Raw genomic sequence first — 15,681 nt, forward strand, 5'->3', positions numbered from 1 at the left:
CTCTAAGTTCGTCGAGCTTGTGCGTCATCTCCTTCTCTTCGACGAACAATGCCCTACGTGCGGAAAGCCATTCCTCACGCGAGACGACTTTGGGTGGAGCGAGGGTGCCTGCTGCCATAGTCAAGACTCCTCTGATTGTGGGTTCTAAAACGTAGGTCCTCGCCGATCGGTTCCTTGCTTGCCTGGCCATTGCGCCGCCGGCTAAGCTGCCCCCCCCAGCGTCCGAGATGGCTGCTGGACGACCTGCATGTCCGAGTCGGGTCAATCGGGTCGATGAGCCGACAAATTGGCGGCGGCTCGGAGCACCTGTTCGATCTCAAATGTCAGCACGACCTCGTAGGATTGGGCCGAAATCATCGCGGACCGGGCCAATAGGAAACGTAACAGATGTGCGGTAGAATTATAAAGAGGCCACCAACTGAGGCGAGCTCAATTCAAGTGACGGCGATACTTCTTGATGATCTCGCGAAGGTCAGGACGGAAGAAGCGCGATGCGCGGTCGGCCCAGTACCTTTTCCATCCACCCGCCACGCTATATGGCCCGGTCGGAGCAAAGAGATTTCCCGTCGTCGGTGAGTCATGATCATCCTCGAATTGGAGCGCAGGTGCGGCGCGCGCAACGATGCGTTCGACCAGCATGGGTGCGAGTCGAAATCGTCTTGCACCGCACGGCCGGACTATACAGGGGTCACAACCGGCCGATCACGACCAAGCAACGTGACATCCGGTTCATCCTCCGAAGCTGACGCTGACGGCTACACACCCCACCTACGCCGCCTTCAACACCGGCGGCTGCGACGGCCGGATCAGCGCGAACGCGACCTGCACGATGCCGCCGGCGAGGCCGAGCGCGACGCCGATGCGCCAGGCCATGGTGTATGAGCCGAGCGCGTCGTAGAGCACCCCTCCTCCGTAGGCGCCGAGGAAGCTGCCGATCTGGTGGCTCATGAAGGCGAGGCCCTGGATCATGGCCTGCCAGCGCAGGCCGAACATCTCGGCGACGGCGCCCGCAACCAGCGGGCCGACGCCCATCCAGAGAAAGCCCATGATCGCGCCGAACAGCAGCGTCGAGAATGGCGTTGCCGGCAGCATGAAATACCAGGCGAGCGCCAGCGAGCGCAGGATGTAGATCGCGCCCAGCAGCGCCAGCTTGTTCCAGCGTTGGCCGGCCCAGCCGAAGAACAGCGAGCCCAGCACGTTGAAGCCGCCGATCATGCCGAGCGTCTGTGCGCTCAGCATCGGATCGAGACCGCAGATCGCCAGATACGACGGCAGATGCGTGGTGAGGAACACCAGCTGCATGCCGCAGACGAGATAGGCGCAGGTCATCACCACGAAAGACGCGTTACCGAACGCGGTCCTCGCCGCAGCCATGGCATTGGCATCGCTGATGTCATCGGCCGCGGGCTTGGGCAGCGGGATCTGGTCGACGCGTCCGGCATACCACGCCGCCGGTATCATCAGTACCGACATGATGACGAAGCCGGCAAGGCCAATGCGCCAGCCAAAGCTCTCGTTGAGCATCTGCCCGATCGGCGCCGACAACAGCGCGCCGAGCGAGCCCGCACCGGAGACGATGCCGAGCACCGTCGAGCGCACGGTTTCGGGCACAGCACGCGCCGCTACCGACATCGCGATCGCCGCCGCGGTGCAGGCCAGCGAAGTCCCGATCAGGACGCCGCCGCCAATCATCACGCTGACGAGCCCATTGGCCGTCGCCATCAGAGAGAGGCCCACGATGTACATCAGCGCGCCCACGATCATGATGGGACGGAAGCCGTAACGCACCGTCATCGCGCCGGCCAGCGGCTGGAGAAAGCCCCAGGCGAGGTTTTGCACAGCCAGCGCCAACGTGAAATCCGACACCGAGATGTGGATGTCATGCGTCAGCGGTTGCAGGAAGATGCCGAGCGACTGCCGCAGCCCCATGCTCAGGGTCAGCATGATCGAGGCGCCGATCAGGATCGGCAATGTCGGACGCAGAACCTGCAACAGGGGCATTTTTCTTCTCCCTTTTGGGCACGGCGCGAACGCCGCCGTCTGCTTTTGCCGTTGATTTTGGTTACACAGACCTGTGTACTTAGGCTATAAAGGGCCGGTGCTGTCAAGCGAACAGGACGCGCGCTACCGCATGGCTCCCCCGCCCGCCCCACAGACGATGAAAGAGCGGATCCTCGAGACCGCCGATAAGCTGTTCTACCTGCAAGGCATTCGCGCCATCGGCGTCGACACCATTGCAGCCGAGATCGGCATCTCCAAGCGCACGCTCTACAACCACTTCCCCTCCAAGAACGCGCTGATCGCGGCTTACCTCGAGCGCCGCTTCGTGCACGCGCGCGCGTCCGACAAACCGCCGGCCGAGCAGATCCTTGCGACGTTCGATTCGCTGGAGCGGCGGTTTGCGGCCAAGGATTTTCGCGGCTGCCCGTTCGTGAATGCGGTGGCCGAGCTCGGGCCACAGGACCGCGCCGTGAAGAAGATCGCGATCGCCTTCAAGGAGAGCCGCCGCGTCTGGTTTCGCGATCGCCTGAACGAGCTCGGCGTTGCGGACGCGGAGGCGCTGGCAACCCAGCTCGTGCTGCTGGTCGACGGCTCCATCGCGCAGGACCTCGTGCGCGACGATCCTGCGATGGCCAGGGCGGCGAAAGAAGCGGCGAAAGTGCTGCTGCGGAATGCAGGGGTGGATGTCGGTAGCGATGCGAAGAAACCAATGAAGGGGAGCAAGCGCGCGCCAGACTAGCTGCTGTCGCCATATCGCTTGCTGTCATCACCCGCGAAAGCGGGTGATCCAGTATTCAAGAGACACTGAGGCTAGAACCGAAAAGCCGCGGGCGTACAGGATTCCCCCGCTGGAGCCTGTCATCGGGCTCGCCGAAGGCACGACCCGTTGGCGGGGAATGACAGCGGAGTTTGTAGGATGTTCGGGATGATAGCAGAATGCGCCTGTTTTGCCCGACGTGTCAAACGGACTTGCTGTCGGCGTCAGCCGCTTTGCTACCCGCGTAGGCCATTGATCCGACTAGCGCCGGCTACTGTGCATGGGGTTGTTTTCGCAATTATTGTGTCGCAGTAGCCTTTACGCCGCCTGCGACACCACGCGGTTGCGACCGTCGTGCTTGGCGCGGTAGAGCGCGGTGTCGGCGCGCTTGAGGACGTCGCCGACCGCCTCGCCCTTCTGCTCCAGCGTAGTCAGGCCAATCGAGATCGTGACCTCGATGCGCTTCGTCCCTTTGTGGATCGCAAACGGCTCGCCCGCGATCGAGCGGCGCAGGCGCTCGGCGACCATGCCGGCGACGTGGAGATCGGTCTCCGGCATCACGATGACGAATTCCTCCCCGCCATAGCGGCAGGCAAGGTCGATGCCACGGATCGACTTGCGCACCCGCACTGCGAATTCGCGCAGCACGTCGTCACCGGCATCGTGGCCGTAATTGTCGTTGATCGACTTGAAGTAGTCGATGTCCAGAATCATCAGCGCCAGCGGCTTGCCGCGGGTCGCGGCCTGCTCGGCGAGCGTGGCGAGATGGCTCTCCATGTAGCGGCGGTTGTGCAGGCCGGTGAGCGCGTCGGTGATCGCCATCTCGATCGAGTTCTGCACGTTGTCGCGCAAGTGATCGGTGTAGCGGCGGCGGCGGATCTGGGTGCGGGCCCGCGCCAAGAGTTCGGTCTTGTCGATCGGACGCAGCAGATAGTCGTTGACGCCGATCTCGAGGCCGCGGAGCAGCCGCGTCGAGTTCTCGGGGTCGGCGATCGCCAGGATCGGAACGTGGCGCGTGCGCTCCAGCGAGCGCGCTTGGCTGCAGAGCCGCAGGCCATCGAAATTGTTGAGATCGAGTGAGACGATCAAGAGGTCGTAATTGCCTTCCGCGGCGTGGAACAGCGCCTCCGTCGGGCTCGGCTCGACGTCGATGGTGTGCTCGGCGGCGAGGATCGTCCCCAGCCGCTCATAGGAGGATTCGCGGTCGTCGACCAGGAGGATGCGGCCGCCCCTGCCGGTGTCGGCCACGGCGCTGCGCTCCGGCGCCTGCATGCCGATCTCGAGCGAGGTGATGGCGCGCATGCGCAGCTCGTCCGTCATCATCTTCAGCCGCGTCAGCGAACGCACGCGCGCGATCAGCACGACGTCGGAGACGGGTTTGGTGAGGAAATCATCGGCGCCGGCTTCGAGCCCCCGGTTGCGGTCGGAGGGGCTGTCGAGCGCGGTGACCATCACGACAGGAATGTGGTGGGTGGCCGGATCGGTCTTCAGACGGCGGCAAACCTCGAAACCGTCCATATCGGGCATCATCACGTCGAGCAGGATGATATCGCATTCGGCGCGCCGGCTGATCGCCAGCGCCTCGGCGCCGTTCGCCGCGGTCATCACGTCGAAATATTCGGCGGACAGACGAGCTTCGAGGAGCTTCACGTTGGCAGGAACGTCATCGACAACCAGGATACGCGCGGACACTTTGAACTCACTTCCTATCCGATAAAACGCCGGACCGTCTCAATGAACTTGCCGACCGAGATCGGCTTGGACAAATAGGCCTCGCAGCCGCCCTCGCGGATACGCTCTTCGTCGCCCTTCATCGCGAACGCGGTGACCGCAACGACGGGAATGGCGCGCAACTCCGGATCGTCCTTGATCCACCGCGTCACCTCGAGTCCCGAGACCTGCGGCAATTGGATATCCATCAGCACGAGGTCCGGCCGCATCTTGCGAACGAGGTCAAGCGCCTCGTAGCCGTTGCTGGTGCCAGTGGTCTGGTAGCCGTGTGCCTCCAACAGGTCGCGGAAGAGCTTCATGTTAAGCTCGTTGTCTTCCACAATCAGGACGGTCTTAGCCATCCCGCCCTCCTGTTTGGTCCGCAGACCCATACATGTGACGCCTCAGGCGCCGCTCCCCGGCGCTTCGAAAACTGGATTCAAACTAGCCTCAGATTCGCTCTAGTTTCGTTAAACCCGAGGGCCGACTTTCTGCGATTTGGTTTCCAGTTGCTTGTCGGGGGTCGCAAGACTCGAGGCGAAGACTCGGGCATGATGATTCCAAAGTAGACACTGAAAGTTAACGGAAAGGCAAACCGGCCGCGTGAAAAAGCCTGTTCACAACCCCCGCGAAGTCGCTGAAATCGTTGCGATTCAAGCACTGTCCTTCGTCGCCGGCGAGCCCGAGCGGCTGGGCCTGTTCCTGGCTGAGACAGGGGTCGGTCCGGAGACCCTGCGCAATGCTGCCTCGGACCCCAATTTTCTCCTCAGCGTGCTCGATTTCGTGCTGCGCGATGACGAGACCGTGAAGGCCTTTGCGAAGGCCGCGGAACTACATCCGACCAACGTTGCCGCAGCACGGCAGGTGCTGGGCGACGCGCTCGGCGACCCCACCTGGGAGCGCGACGTGCCGTGACCGAACCCGATCCGGCAGGGCCCCGCTGCTTCTGCCGGGATTGTCTGGCCGATCTGGACACGGGCGTGCGGCGCTGTTCCGCTTGCGGGTCCCCTCGCCTGGTCCGCCACCGCGCGCTATCGAGCCTGACCATCGCCCACATCGACTGCGATGCCTTCTATGCGACGGTCGAGAAGCGCGACAATCCTGATATCGCCGATAAGCCCGTCATCATCGGCGGGGGCAAGCGCGGCGTGGTGTCGGCCGCCTGCTACATCGCCCGCACCTATGGCGTCCGCTCGGCCATGCCGATGTTCAAGGCCCTGGAGGCCTGCCCGCATGCGACCGTGATCCGGCCGGATATGGCGAAATATGTCCGGATCGGCCGCGAGGTGCGCCAGGCCATGCAGGCGCTGACCCCGCTGGTCGAGCCGCTGTCGATCGACGAGGCCTTCCTTGATCTGTCCGGCACCGAGCGGGTTCACGGCACGATCCCGGCAAAGGTGCTGGCGCGCTTCGCGCGCGACGTCGAGCGCGATATCGGCATCACCGTCTCCGTCGGCCTGTCCTGCAACAAGTTTTTGGCCAAGATCGCCTCCGATCTCGACAAGCCGCGCGGCTTTGCCGCGCTCGATCAGGACGAAGCGCGCTTGATGCTGTCGGAGAAGCCCGTCGGCTTCATCTTTGGCGTCGGACCAGCCACGCAGGAGCGCCTCGCGCAGCGTGGCTTCCGCATCATCGCCGACCTGCAGAAGGCCGACGAGATCGAGATGATGCGGCAGTTTCCGAGCGACGGCCGCCGGCTGTGGCGGCTCGCGCGCGGCATCGACGAACGCCGCGTGGAGCCCGATCGCGGCGCCAAGACGATTTCCAGCGAAACCACGTTCGAGACCGACATCCGCGATTTCGCGGCGCTGGAGAAGATCTTGTGGCGGCTGTGCGAGAAGACGTCGTCGCGTCTCAAGAGCGGCGAGCTCGCCGGCTCGACTGTCACGTTGAAACTGAAGACCGCCGATTTCCGCCAGCGCACGCGCTCGCAGTCGATCGCCGCCCCGACGCAGCTCGCCGCAAAGATCTTCTCGATCTGCCGCGAGATGCTGGCAAAAGAGATCGACGGCACCGCCTTCCGCCTGATGGGCGCCGGCGTCAGCGCGCTGCGTGACGGTTCGGTCTTGGACGACACCGACATGCTCGACCGCCGCGCCGCGCACGCCGAGCGCGCGGTGGACAGTCTGCGCAAGAAGTTCGGCAGCGCTGCGGTGATCCGCGGCATTGCGTATGAGGGGCCGGAGAAGGCGCAGGAGTGATCAAGTCCTGCTCAACTCAGTCGCGTTCAAATATCCGTGCACCCGGATAGGCGCGCCGGGCATACTGAACTACCAATTGCCGATCCTGAGTTTCCACGAACGGCGTTCGGATCTGACAAGACCCGACGATGAGGTGCCACAGGCCGTTGAGCTTTCGAATGACAACGTTCATTTGAGCCTCTCCCCGCAGTGACCCGAGTGGACTCAAATTGTAAGAATCTCCCGCCGTCGCTCAATTCTACCAGTGTAAGCTCAGCGCATGAGAAGGATTAGAGGAGATATACAAAGGTATGTTGACCATTGCTCCCACAGCCTCTGTCGCCGACTCTGGCGGCAATCACGGCGCGTCTTGCCGAAGCGGGGATCAACGTGAATGCGGTTTCGGCCTTCCATCACGATCACCTCTTCGTGCCGGCGGACCGAGCCAACGAGACGATGGCTGTTTTGCAAGAGATGGCCAAAGGCAAGTCGGATAGGTAGAGCGAAGCGACACCCATCAAGCTCCATCCGCACAACAAGGGCGATGGGTTTCGCTCCGCTCTAACCATCCTACCAGTCACCTCAATCCGCGACTGCCACCGCTTCGATCTCGATCAGCCACTCCGGCGCGGCCAGCGCGGAGACGCCGACGAGCGTAGAGGCCGGCGGCTCCATGCCTTCGAAGAAGACGGAGCGGGCCTTGCCGATGATGGGGCGCAGCTCCGGCTTGTAGTTCACGACGAAGGTCGTGATCTTGACGATGTTGGCGTAGCTCGCCCCCGCCGCCTTCAGCGCGTGGCCGAGATTCTGCATCACCTGCGTCGTCTGCGCGGCAATATCGCCCTCGCCGACGATCCGCCCCTCCTCGTCCACCGACACCTGGCCGGAGATGTAGATGGTGCGCGCACCGGTCGCCGTCACGACGTGGGAATAAGCCGGATTGTGATGCAGGCCGCTGGGGCGGAGATGGTCGAGCTTGGGCATGGTGCTGGCCTCCCGAAGTTTATGGTTGGGAGGAGCCTAGCCGGAGAGGACGCCGAGGACCAGCCCAGTCATTGCGAGGAGCTTTTGCGACGAAACAACCCAGACTGCCACCGTGGAAACAGTCTGGATTGCTTCGCTGCGCTTGCGATGACACGGAGGAGACCACGCCCTCAATTACAGGGCTTGCTGTCCTTCACGTCGAACTTGCCCATCGCGCCCGAAATCACGAAATCGTTGTAGTCGAGCACGAGCTGGCGCGAGACGCCGTTTTCGTAGAGCTCGAACGCCATCGCGTAGACCGGCGTCTGCTCGCCTTCCTTCTGCTGGGCGTCGCGATCGAAATAACTGACGGTGACGGGCCAGCGCTTCAGCGCTTTCATATGCTCGTCGGAGGTCGACGGATCGGACGAGGTAGCACGGTCGGCGGGGATCGGCTGGCCGATCACGGTGAGCGTGTTGTAGACCTTCTGGCCGTCGTCGGAGCCGTCATAGACGGAGAGCTCTAGCAGCGACTTGCCCTCCTTGGCGGCGGCGATGATGCGCTGGATCTGCTCGGTCGGGAATACGATCTTGCCGTCGAGGGTGAATGTCTTCGGCGCCGGCAGCTTCAGCTTGACGTTGATGTGGTCACCGTCGCGCTCGGCCGAGCCGTCGACACGGCCGGCATCCGCCTCGTTCATGCGCGTCTCGATCTTGAAGTGGTAGCTTTTTCCGGCGGCGTCCTCCCAGGAATTGGAGCGGAGGTCGCTCAGCGTGACCTTGCCCTCGCCGCTGTCGAGCTCGGAGACCTGGCGGAATTCGGAGGTGTAGCCCTCGCAAGCGTTGCCCGTGAAATTGTAGAGGATGCGGCCGCGCGCACTGTTCACCGAGTTGGAGCGCGATTTCACGAGGCTGAGGTCATAAAGCGCCTGGTGCGCGAGGAACGGACCGTTGGCGGCCTGGGCGCCACCGCCAAAGCCGACAATGGCCGCCGCGAGCGCCATTACACCGAGCGAAATCCGGAAAAGGTGCACCATGTCTGTTCCTTGAGGACGCGTCCTTGGGGAAGCGCAGATTCGACATTTTAATGACCGTTCCATTGCGTCGCAACTGAGGCCGTTTCACGTAAAGTTGCCCCGCCCGCGTTGAACCTGCTCCCCTGCCTCAACAAAGTACATCCCCCTCCAGTTGCTTGCATGTGGCGGCACGATGGGCGAAACAGGGCGCGCCCGGCCTCCCACAGACGTGCCGGGGACGAATGGAATCCTGGACATCGAGGTCGAGACATGGCGGGCACGGTCGAGCAGAAACTGGCGGAACAGGGCATCAAGCTGCACGAGGCCCCCACCCCCGTTGCCAATTACGTGCCGTTCGTGCGCACCGGCAATTTGCTGTTCGTCTCCGGCCAGGTCTGCTTCGACCCGGCCGGCAAGCTGATTGCCAAGGGCAAGCTGGGTGCCGGGGTCTCGATCGAAGACGGCGCTGCGGCCGCTCGCGGCTGCGCAGTGAACCTGCTGGCCCAGGTCAAGGCGGCCCTCGGCGATCTCGACAAGGTGGTGCGCGTGGTCCGCCTCGGCGGCTTCATCAACTCGGCGCCTGACTTCCTGGACGGGCCCAAGGTGCTGAACGGCGCCTCCGACCTGATGGTCGCGGCCTTCGGTGACAAGGGCCGTCATGCCCGCACCACCGTCGGGGTCGCCTCGCTGCCCGCGGACGCCGCGGTCGAGGTCGATGGCGTGTTCGAGGTCGCCTGACGCGAATGCGCGCTCCGGATTGGCTGACAGCCCGGCCGGTCGCCCATCGCGGCCTGCATAACATTTCACGGGGCATCGTGGAAAACATGCCAGGCGCGGTGCAGGCCGCGATCGCAGGCAATTTTTCGGTCGAGGTCGATATTCAACTCTCCGCCGACGGCGAGGCCATGGTGCATCACGACCATGCGCTCGGCCGCCTCACCGAAGCGACCGGAGAGGTGATCGACAAGACCGCCGCCGAGCTGAAATCCGTCAAGTTCAACGACACACCGGAGCGGATGATGTCGCTCGGCGACCTCTGCGCCCTGGTCGCCGGCCGGGTACCGCTGGTGATCGAGCTGAAGAGCCATTTTGGCGGCGACCGCAAGCTGGTGAAGCGGATGGTCGAAGTGCTGGCGTCCTATGACGGTCCCGCCGTCGGTATGTCCTTCGATCCTGACCAGGTGCTGGCGCTGCGCGAGCTGCTGCCCTCCCGTCCGCGCGGCATCGTCGCGCAGCGGACCTATGAGGACGAGTACTGGGCCAAGCTCACGCAGGAGCAGCGCGACAGCATGCTGTACCTCCGCCACGGCTTCCAGACCCAGCCCCACTTCGTCGCTTTCAGAGTCGACGATCTCCCCGCCCCCGCCCCTTGGCTTGCTCGCAACCTGTTCGGCTGCGCCCTGCTCGGCTGGACCGTGCGCACGCCGCAGCAGCGGACGCGGGTCGGGCGATATGCGGACCAGATGATCTTTGAAGGGTTTGTGCCGTAAGGGCACGGCAACTCTCGTGTCCCGGACAAGCCGCGACGCCTTTAGCGTTGCGGCGCAGAGCCGGGACCATCCCGCCGCGAACGCGCTGCCCGTGGGCCCCGCTCTGCAAGCGCACCGTTAGAAGAGCGCTGCGCTGCGTCAGGCATGCGAGCGCGTTCCCGACCTCTTGAAGTCGCTGCTGCAATGCACGATCTTGGGCATGATGGCATCATCGGAAATCACGCTCGAGGCCGTACCTTCGATTGGCGAAGTGACACCGGAGGATTGGGACGCCTGCGCCAATCCCGGCAAAGCTTGTAATGGGCATGGCAAGGGAACCTCATCCGCTTTTCCAGGCGATTCCGCCGGCCTCTTAAGCTCGGCCTATAACCCGTTCGTCTCACACGCATTTCTCTCCGCCGTCGAGAAATCGGGTTCGGCGACGATCCGCACCGGCTGGGGACCGCGGCATCTCGTGGCCAAGCTCGACGGCCGCGTCGCGGGAATCGTGCCCTGTTATCTGAAATCGCACTCGCAGGGCGAATACGTTTTCGACCGCGGCTGGGCGGATGCCTATGAGCGTGCCGGCGGGCGGTACTATCCGAAGCTCCAGGTCTCGGTTCCCTTCACCCCGGCAACGGGGCCGCGCCTGCTGGTCCGCGACGGTGTCGACCGCGAGCAGATCACCGAGGCCCTGGCGAGCGGGCTGGTGGCGCTGTGCGGGGTCAGCAAGGCCTCTTCGGTGCACGTCACCTTCGCGCGCGAGGCCGAGTGGAAGCTACTCGCCAGGCACGGCTTCCTTCAGCGTACCGATCAGCAGTTCCACTGGCACAATGAGGGGTTTGCGAGTTTCGACGACTTCCTGGCGACGCTGAACTCGCGCCACCGCAAGTCGATCAAGCGCGAGCGACGCGATGCGCTCGCCGCCGGCATCACCATCCACTGGCTGACGGGCAAGGACATCACCGAGGATGCCTGGGACGCATTTTTCGAATTTTACATGGAGACCGGGTCGCGCAAATGGGGCCGGCCATATCTGACGCGCGAGTTCTTCTCGCTGATCGGCGAGACCATGAGCGAGGACGTGCTGCTGGTAATGGCCCGCCGCAACAATCGTTGGATCGCGGGCGCGATTAACTTCATCGGCTCGGACACGCTGTTCGGCCGCAACTGGGGCGCGGTCGAGCATCACCCGTTCCTGCATTTCGAGGTCTGCTACTATCAGGCGATTGATTTCGCCATCAAGCGCGGCCTCCGGCACGTCGAGGCCGGCGCGCAGGGCGAGCACAAGATCGCACGCGGCTACCTGCCGACGACGACCTATTCCGCGCACTTCATTGCCGACCCGGGCCTGCGGCGCGCCATCGACGACTATCTTAAGCGCGAGCGCGCTTATGTTGCGGAAGCCGGACGTGAGCTCGCCGAACTCGGCCCGTTCCGCAAAGGGGCCGACGAGGCGTCTTGACGGTTTGCCGTGGCTGGTGACAGTAAGCGCAAAATCTCGAGGACCCACCAATGACCGCCTACGACACCAACAACATCTTCGCAAAGATCCTGCGCGGCGAGCTGCCCTGCTACAAGGTGTACGAGGACGAGCACGTCTTCGCCTTCCTCGACATCATGCCGCGCGTGCCAGGCCACACGCTGGTGATCCCGAAGGCCCCTGCCCGCAACATCCTCGACATCAAGCCTGACGACTTCGCCCATGTCGCCCGCGGCGCGCACAAGATCGCGGTGGCCGCGATGAGGGCATTCAACGCCGACGGCATCACGGTGCAGCAGTTCAACGAGCCCGCCGGCGGACAGGTGGTGTTTCACTTGCACATGCACGTGATGCCGCGCCACGACGGCGTCGCGATGCTGCCGCCCGCCAGCCGCAAGGAAGACGCCAAGGTGCTGGAAGAGCACGCGTCCAAGCTGATCGCGGCGCTGCAAGCGGCGTAGGTCTTTCCACATCGTCATTGCGAGGAGCCCTTGCGACGAAGCAATCCAGACTGTCTCTGCGGAAGCAGCCTGGATTGCTTCGCTTCGCTCGCAATGACGAAGGGGTCACAGTGCGCCCCTCACTCCGTTTCGAAATCTCCCGCTTGCGGCGCCGCCAACGGCGTGAACTCGCAACGGTCCGGCTTGATGTCGATCAGTGGCGTGTTGTCGAGGCAATCGAGCCCGCGCACCAGGATCGCATTGCCTTCGATGCCGACCAGCTTCACGACCGAGGTGCCGATCGGATTGGGCCTCACCGGCGAGCGCAGCGAAAACGTGCCGCGGGTTTTCTCGTTATTCTTCGGGCTTTGCAGGATGATATCGCGGCGCGACTTGTCGAGCCAGTACAGCACTTCGAGATTGCTGTAGAAGTCGACGCCCTTGATCGCCGGCACGAACGGCTCGAAGATCTCAAGCCGGCAGACCGGGCCGTCATGCCGCCCTTGCCGCGGCGTCTCCAGCCGCGACGTCCAGGGGGTGCGGATGCGCCCGATGAAGACGAGACCGGCATCTTGCGTCGGTGGCAGCTCGATGGCGACCTCGCCCTCGCGGAGCTCCTGTTCGCGAACCATATTTCCTGTTTCCTTGCTGTTCGCCGGTGGTTTTAGCCCAACCACCACTTGCCGGCCAGCATGAAGACTTCGCCCGTGACCACGCCGGCAAAGATCGAGCGACGGGTCAGCAGGAAGACGACGAGCCCGGCCCCGACCGCGCCATAGCGTAAGGCACCGGGGACGCTGGCAAGCGCGCCCGGCGGCTCGACCACGATCTGGGCGATGACGCCGGCCAGGATCGCGGTGGCGACTGCCCGCACCCAGACCAGCAGCTCGGAGCCCTCGTCGATGCCGCCGCCGAACCACAGGCCCAGCATGCGCCATATCTGGTTTGGAACGACGCCGGCGACGAACAGAACGGCGAGCGCGTGCCAGTCGCCAATGAGGTGCGAAAAGCTCATGCGCGCACCGCCCGCCACCAATGCACGCCATAGGCGATCGTACCGGCCACCACGCCGCTGACGAGGATGTCCACGCCGGAGTTCATATTCGCGGCCAGCGGATAGAGCAATATGCCGAGCACGAGCGCGACGACATCGGCGATCTCGCGGCTGTTGCGCGCAGTCGAGAACAGGAACGACAGCGGCGTCAGCAACAGGATCGCAGCTCCAAGCGTCTGCGTCAGGTTGGCGGCGAGGAAATAGCCGACCGTGTTGGCACAGAGGCACACCGACACAAGGCCGCAGCCGAGCCCGTGAACGAAGGCGATGCGCCGCTCGCGCGGCACAAGCGGTAGGAAGCGATGGCACTCGACCCACAGCGTCACGGCCGTGAGATGCGCGGCGAAGACCAACTCGCGTCGCTTGGTCGTCCGTGTGCGCATCAGCGGTAGCACCGAGACCACCATCGGAAACAGACGGATCGCGCTGACGGTCACCGCGAGCGCGGATTGGATGACGGTCGCGCCCGAGCCGAGCGTGGTGATCAGGATGATCTGCGCGGGACCGGCCCAGACGAACAATGTCGAGCAAAGCGCCCAGAGCAGGCTGAAATGGGTGTCGTGGGCGAGCGCGCCGATGCCGAGATAGGTCACGAACAGCACGATGGTGAGGATGGTCTGCGTAATCGAACGCAGCCCCCACGCAAATGCGCGCAAGGGGCTTTGCCATTGAGATGAATCAAGCGGAGGAAGCGCCACGGAAGCTTTGGCCGAGGAGAGGAATCGTGCCTGCATAACGGGCGACGCAGCGGCTCGCGTCAAGGAAGCCCGCGGCGGGGCTGGCATGCGCGCATCCCCTACCCGCTCACACCGCGGTTCTTCAGCACAAAGCACGCACCGCCCGCCTTGCGGATGCGGTTGCACAGATCATCCGCTTCGCTGCGCGTGTCGGCGCCGATGCGCACTTGATAGAAGGCGCGCGTGCCGCGGCTGCGCATCACGGAAGACAGCAAGCTCGGATCGCGATCACCGATCACGGTGCTCAGCCGCGTGACCGCGCGGGAATACATCGCCAGCGCCCTATTGCGGTCGAAGCCAGCGGCGAGCTGTACGCCCCAGACCTTTGCGGCGGCAAGCTCGACATGCTGCTCGAGTTCGGCCACGAACGGATTGGGAGCGCGCTTGAGCAACGCCATGAGATCGCGGCAGCCCGTCGGCGGCGCGCTCGGCGGGCCGCTTCCGGTCGCGCCGGCCTTGGCCCACGTCTCCACTGTCGCACCGGTAATGGCGAGAACGTAGTTGCGGGTCTGCTCCGGCATTGAACCGGTGCCCGCGAGCCATTCCTGCACCCGCCGCGGGCCGGCGTTGTAGGCGGCAGCCGCGAGGCCGAGATTGCCGAACTGGTTGCGCAGCTCATTGAGGAATTCGGCCGACTTGGGCAGCGCCTGCACCGGATTGAAGGGATCAAGCAGCCCGCGCTCGCCGGCGGTGCCTGGCATGAACTGTGCGATGCCCTGCGCGCGTTCGCCGTTGCGGGTCACCGGTCCGACGGCGTCGGACTGGAAGCGGCTCTCCTGCCAGATCACGCGGGCGAAGAACTCCAGCGGCAGATTGGCCTGGCGCGCGGCCGCCTCGATGATCAGGCAGAGCGACTCCCGCGTGTCGCTCTCGCGGGCATCTTTCGGTTTCTCCGCCGGTTTCTCTGGTTCCTGGGCATTCGGTGACACGACGGGCCCAGGCGCCTCCTCCGCCAGCGCCGGCGACAGCACGAGGGTCTGGCACAAGACAGCGATGATCCGAGCTATTCGCATGGCATTGCCGCTATGGGACAATTCAGACCTTGACTTGGAACCCCAGCCCTCTAGCAACGAGCAGCAATATCAATGCAGGTCGCGCCCTGATGGTGACAATCTTTTTTGATCTCGACGGCACACTGACCAACCCAAAGCCCGGGATCACCCGCTCGATCCAGTACGCGCTGGAACGGCTCGGCGTTTCGGTGCCGAGCGAGGACGAACTGACCTGGTGCATCGGCCCACCGCTGCATGCCAGCCTCAAGAAGCTCACCGGGACCGATGAACTCGCTGACCGTGCGCTCCTGCTCTATCGCGAGCGCTTCAGCGACATCGGCCTGTTCGAGAATGAGGCTTACAGCGGAATTACGGACACATTGTCGAGGCTCGCAGCGACACGTCAGCGCATGTTCGTGGCAACCAGCAAGCCTGCCGTCTACGCCACGCGCATCGTCGATCATTTCGCCCTGAAGCCCTATTTCGAGCGCGTGTTCGGCTCCGAGCTCGACGGCACGCGCGTCGACAAGCGCGACCTGCTCCGCTACGCGCTCGAGGAAGCCAGGGTTGATCCGCAGCACGCGGTCATGATCGGCGATCGCAGCCATGACGTGGTCGGCGCCCGCGCCAACGGCATAACCGCCATCGGCGTGCTCTACGGCTACGGCAGCGAGGCCGAGCTGCTCGACGCCGGCGCTCATCACATCTGCGCCGCACATCCCGAGCTGCTCCGCCACTGCGTGACCTAAAGCGTGATGGCATTAAGTTCGATAGCCTGAGTTTTTGAGGTAATTGGCGCATTCGTCGGCGGTGAAGGCATCGAGTGCGTGGCCGATTGCGGCGCAGACCGCATCGACGGTTCGGGCGGCAGCTTTGCGG

Annotated in this window: 19 protein-coding genes and 1 pseudogene; 9 read left to right on the plus strand and 11 right to left on the minus strand. The window is 64.0% G+C overall.

What is annotated here, in order from left to right; genetic code table 11:
- Positions 1 to 429: 429 nt before the first annotated feature.
- Both IVA91_RS26045 and IVA91_RS26050 read right to left on the minus strand, forming a co-directional pair.
- Positions 430 to 639: a hypothetical protein gene (locus IVA91_RS26045; protein ID WP_247275781.1), complete on the minus strand. Its 210-nt coding sequence runs from the start codon at positions 637 to 639 to the stop codon at positions 430 to 432.
- 129 nt (positions 640 to 768) lie between these two features.
- Positions 769 to 2,001, minus strand: coding sequence for an MFS transporter (locus IVA91_RS26050; protein WP_247275780.1), 1,233 nt, complete (start codon positions 1,999 to 2,001; stop codon positions 769 to 771).
- 130 nt (positions 2,002 to 2,131) lie between these two features.
- Here IVA91_RS26050 and IVA91_RS26055 point away from each other — a divergent pair, with 130 nt between their 5' ends.
- A complete protein-coding gene (locus tag IVA91_RS26055) occupies positions 2,132 to 2,740 on the plus strand; it encodes a TetR/AcrR family transcriptional regulator (protein WP_247275779.1) in 609 nt (202 codons plus the stop codon).
- Between the two features lie 336 nt (positions 2,741 to 3,076).
- Here IVA91_RS26055 and IVA91_RS26060 read toward each other — a convergent pair whose 3' ends face one another.
- Both IVA91_RS26060 and IVA91_RS26065 read right to left on the minus strand, forming a co-directional pair.
- Entirely contained in the window at positions 3,077 to 4,450 is a 1,374-nt protein-coding gene (locus IVA91_RS26060; protein WP_247275778.1) for a PleD family two-component system response regulator, read from the minus strand.
- A gap of 14 nt (positions 4,451 to 4,464) precedes the next feature.
- Positions 4,465 to 4,830, minus strand: coding sequence for a response regulator (locus IVA91_RS26065; RefSeq protein WP_027547216.1), 366 nt, complete (start codon positions 4,828 to 4,830; stop codon positions 4,465 to 4,467).
- A 241-nt stretch (positions 4,831 to 5,071) separates the two neighbouring features.
- Here IVA91_RS26065 and IVA91_RS26070 point away from each other — a divergent pair, with 241 nt between their 5' ends.
- Positions 5,072 to 5,383, plus strand: a complete 312-nt coding sequence (locus IVA91_RS26070; RefSeq protein ID WP_247275777.1) for a DUF3572 domain-containing protein — start codon at positions 5,072 to 5,074, stop codon at positions 5,381 to 5,383.
- Positions 5,380 to 6,669, plus strand: coding sequence for a DNA polymerase IV (locus IVA91_RS26075; RefSeq protein ID WP_247275776.1), 1,290 nt, complete (start codon positions 5,380 to 5,382; stop codon positions 6,667 to 6,669). Before IVA91_RS26070 ends, IVA91_RS26075 begins: the two co-directional genes overlap by 4 nt.
- A gap of 16 nt (positions 6,670 to 6,685) precedes the next feature.
- Here the strand turns inward: IVA91_RS26075 and IVA91_RS26080 are convergent, their stop codons facing one another.
- Positions 6,686 to 6,841: a hypothetical protein gene (locus tag IVA91_RS26080; protein ID WP_247275775.1), complete on the minus strand. Its 156-nt coding sequence runs from the start codon at positions 6,839 to 6,841 to the stop codon at positions 6,686 to 6,688.
- A 155-nt stretch (positions 6,842 to 6,996) separates the two neighbouring features.
- Between IVA91_RS26080 and IVA91_RS26085 the strand changes: the two are divergent.
- Positions 6,997 to 7,149, plus strand: a pseudogene (locus IVA91_RS26085) (ACT domain-containing protein); the annotation flags it as partial.
- A gap of 81 nt (positions 7,150 to 7,230) precedes the next feature.
- On the opposite strand, the gene IVA91_RS26090 reads toward IVA91_RS26085, so the two are convergent.
- Both IVA91_RS26090 and IVA91_RS26095 read right to left on the minus strand, forming a co-directional pair.
- Positions 7,231 to 7,632 (minus strand): RidA family protein, encoded by a 402-nt coding sequence (locus IVA91_RS26090; RefSeq protein ID WP_091899125.1) that lies wholly within the window; start codon positions 7,630 to 7,632, stop codon positions 7,231 to 7,233.
- Positions 7,633 to 7,802: 170 nt separating this feature from the next.
- A complete protein-coding gene (locus tag IVA91_RS26095; protein ID WP_247275774.1) occupies positions 7,803 to 8,648 on the minus strand; it encodes a cell envelope integrity EipB family protein in 846 nt (281 codons plus the stop codon).
- A 249-nt stretch (positions 8,649 to 8,897) separates the two neighbouring features.
- Between IVA91_RS26095 and IVA91_RS26100 the strand changes: the two genes are divergently transcribed.
- From IVA91_RS26100 to IVA91_RS26115, 4 genes are all read left to right on the plus strand, one after another.
- Positions 8,898 to 9,365: a RidA family protein gene (locus tag IVA91_RS26100; protein WP_018321130.1), complete on the plus strand. Its 468-nt coding sequence runs from the start codon at positions 8,898 to 8,900 to the stop codon at positions 9,363 to 9,365.
- Between the two features lie 5 nt (positions 9,366 to 9,370).
- Positions 9,371 to 10,117, plus strand: coding sequence for a glycerophosphodiester phosphodiesterase (locus IVA91_RS26105; RefSeq protein ID WP_247275773.1), 747 nt, complete (start codon positions 9,371 to 9,373; stop codon positions 10,115 to 10,117).
- A gap of 202 nt (positions 10,118 to 10,319) precedes the next feature.
- Positions 10,320 to 11,561: a GNAT family N-acetyltransferase gene (locus IVA91_RS26110; RefSeq protein WP_247275786.1), complete on the plus strand. Its 1,242-nt coding sequence runs from the start codon at positions 10,320 to 10,322 to the stop codon at positions 11,559 to 11,561.
- 50 nt (positions 11,562 to 11,611) lie between these two features.
- Complete coding sequence (locus IVA91_RS26115; RefSeq protein WP_247275772.1) at positions 11,612 to 12,040, plus strand: HIT family protein; 429 nt, start codon at positions 11,612 to 11,614, stop codon at positions 12,038 to 12,040.
- A 119-nt stretch (positions 12,041 to 12,159) separates the two neighbouring features.
- Here the strand turns inward: IVA91_RS26115 and tsaA are convergent, their stop codons facing one another.
- From tsaA to IVA91_RS26135, 4 genes are all read right to left on the minus strand, one after another.
- Positions 12,160 to 12,651 carry a tRNA (N6-threonylcarbamoyladenosine(37)-N6)-methyltransferase TrmO gene (tsaA, locus tag IVA91_RS26120; protein ID WP_247275771.1) on the minus strand — a complete coding sequence of 164 codons (492 nt, stop codon included), beginning with the start codon at positions 12,649 to 12,651 and terminating at the stop codon, positions 12,160 to 12,162.
- Positions 12,652 to 12,683: 32 nt separating this feature from the next.
- Positions 12,684 to 13,034, minus strand: coding sequence for an AzlD domain-containing protein (locus tag IVA91_RS26125; RefSeq protein ID WP_247275770.1), 351 nt, complete (start codon positions 13,032 to 13,034; stop codon positions 12,684 to 12,686).
- Positions 13,031 to 13,771 carry an AzlC family ABC transporter permease gene (locus IVA91_RS26130; protein ID WP_247275769.1) on the minus strand — a complete coding sequence of 247 codons (741 nt, stop codon included), beginning with the start codon at positions 13,769 to 13,771 and terminating at the stop codon, positions 13,031 to 13,033. The genes IVA91_RS26125 and IVA91_RS26130 overlap by 4 nt, the downstream gene beginning before the upstream one ends.
- 98 nt (positions 13,772 to 13,869) lie before the next feature.
- Positions 13,870 to 14,823: a lytic transglycosylase domain-containing protein gene (locus IVA91_RS26135; RefSeq protein WP_247420624.1), complete on the minus strand. Its 954-nt coding sequence runs from the start codon at positions 14,821 to 14,823 to the stop codon at positions 13,870 to 13,872.
- A gap of 89 nt (positions 14,824 to 14,912) precedes the next feature.
- Between IVA91_RS26135 and IVA91_RS26140 the strand changes: the two genes are divergently transcribed.
- Positions 14,913 to 15,551 (plus strand): HAD family hydrolase, encoded by a 639-nt coding sequence (locus IVA91_RS26140; RefSeq protein ID WP_247275767.1) that lies wholly within the window; start codon positions 14,913 to 14,915, stop codon positions 15,549 to 15,551.
- Positions 15,552 to 15,681: the final 130 nt, after the last annotated feature.

Source organism: Bradyrhizobium sp. 153 (genome assembly GCF_023073835.1).
In the GTDB taxonomy this organism is placed as follows: Bacteria; Pseudomonadota; Alphaproteobacteria; order Rhizobiales; family Xanthobacteraceae; genus Bradyrhizobium.

What these genes read in the sequence shown, in the direction of transcription:
- IVA91_RS26115 (WP_247275772.1), top strand. Translation starts at nt 11,612, where the DNA reads ATGACCGCCTACGACACCAACAACATCTTCGCAAAGATCCTGCGCGGC.
- IVA91_RS26055 (WP_247275779.1), top strand. Translation starts at nt 2,132, where the DNA reads ATGGCTCCCCCGCCCGCCCCACAGACGATGAAAGAGCGGATCCTCGAG.
- IVA91_RS26050 (WP_247275780.1), bottom strand. Translation starts at nt 2,001, where the DNA reads ATGCCCCTGTTGCAGGTTCTGCGTCCGACATTGCCGATCCTGATCGGC.
- IVA91_RS26090 (WP_091899125.1), bottom strand. Translation starts at nt 7,632, where the DNA reads ATGCCCAAGCTCGACCATCTCCGCCCCAGCGGCCTGCATCACAATCCG.
- IVA91_RS26095 (WP_247275774.1), bottom strand. Translation starts at nt 8,648, where the DNA reads ATGGTGCACCTTTTCCGGATTTCGCTCGGTGTAATGGCGCTCGCGGCG.
- IVA91_RS26080 (WP_247275775.1), bottom strand. Translation starts at nt 6,841, where the DNA reads ATGAACGTTGTCATTCGAAAGCTCAACGGCCTGTGGCACCTCATCGTC.
- IVA91_RS26105 (WP_247275773.1), top strand. Translation starts at nt 9,371, where the DNA reads ATGCGCGCTCCGGATTGGCTGACAGCCCGGCCGGTCGCCCATCGCGGC.
- tsaA (WP_247275771.1), bottom strand. Translation starts at nt 12,651, where the DNA reads ATGGTTCGCGAACAGGAGCTCCGCGAGGGCGAGGTCGCCATCGAGCTG.
- IVA91_RS26140 (WP_247275767.1), top strand. Translation starts at nt 14,913, where the DNA reads ATGGTGACAATCTTTTTTGATCTCGACGGCACACTGACCAACCCAAAG.
- IVA91_RS26065 (WP_027547216.1), bottom strand. Translation starts at nt 4,830, where the DNA reads ATGGCTAAGACCGTCCTGATTGTGGAAGACAACGAGCTTAACATGAAG.
- IVA91_RS26110 (WP_247275786.1), top strand. Translation starts at nt 10,320, where the DNA reads ATGGCATCATCGGAAATCACGCTCGAGGCCGTACCTTCGATTGGCGAA.
- IVA91_RS26125 (WP_247275770.1), bottom strand. Translation starts at nt 13,034, where the DNA reads ATGAGCTTTTCGCACCTCATTGGCGACTGGCACGCGCTCGCCGTTCTG.
- IVA91_RS26100 (WP_018321130.1), top strand. Translation starts at nt 8,898, where the DNA reads ATGGCGGGCACGGTCGAGCAGAAACTGGCGGAACAGGGCATCAAGCTG.
- IVA91_RS26045 (WP_247275781.1), bottom strand. Translation starts at nt 639, where the DNA reads ATGCTGGTCGAACGCATCGTTGCGCGCGCCGCACCTGCGCTCCAATTC.
- IVA91_RS26135 (WP_247420624.1), bottom strand. Translation starts at nt 14,823, where the DNA reads ATGCGAATAGCTCGGATCATCGCTGTCTTGTGCCAGACCCTCGTGCTG.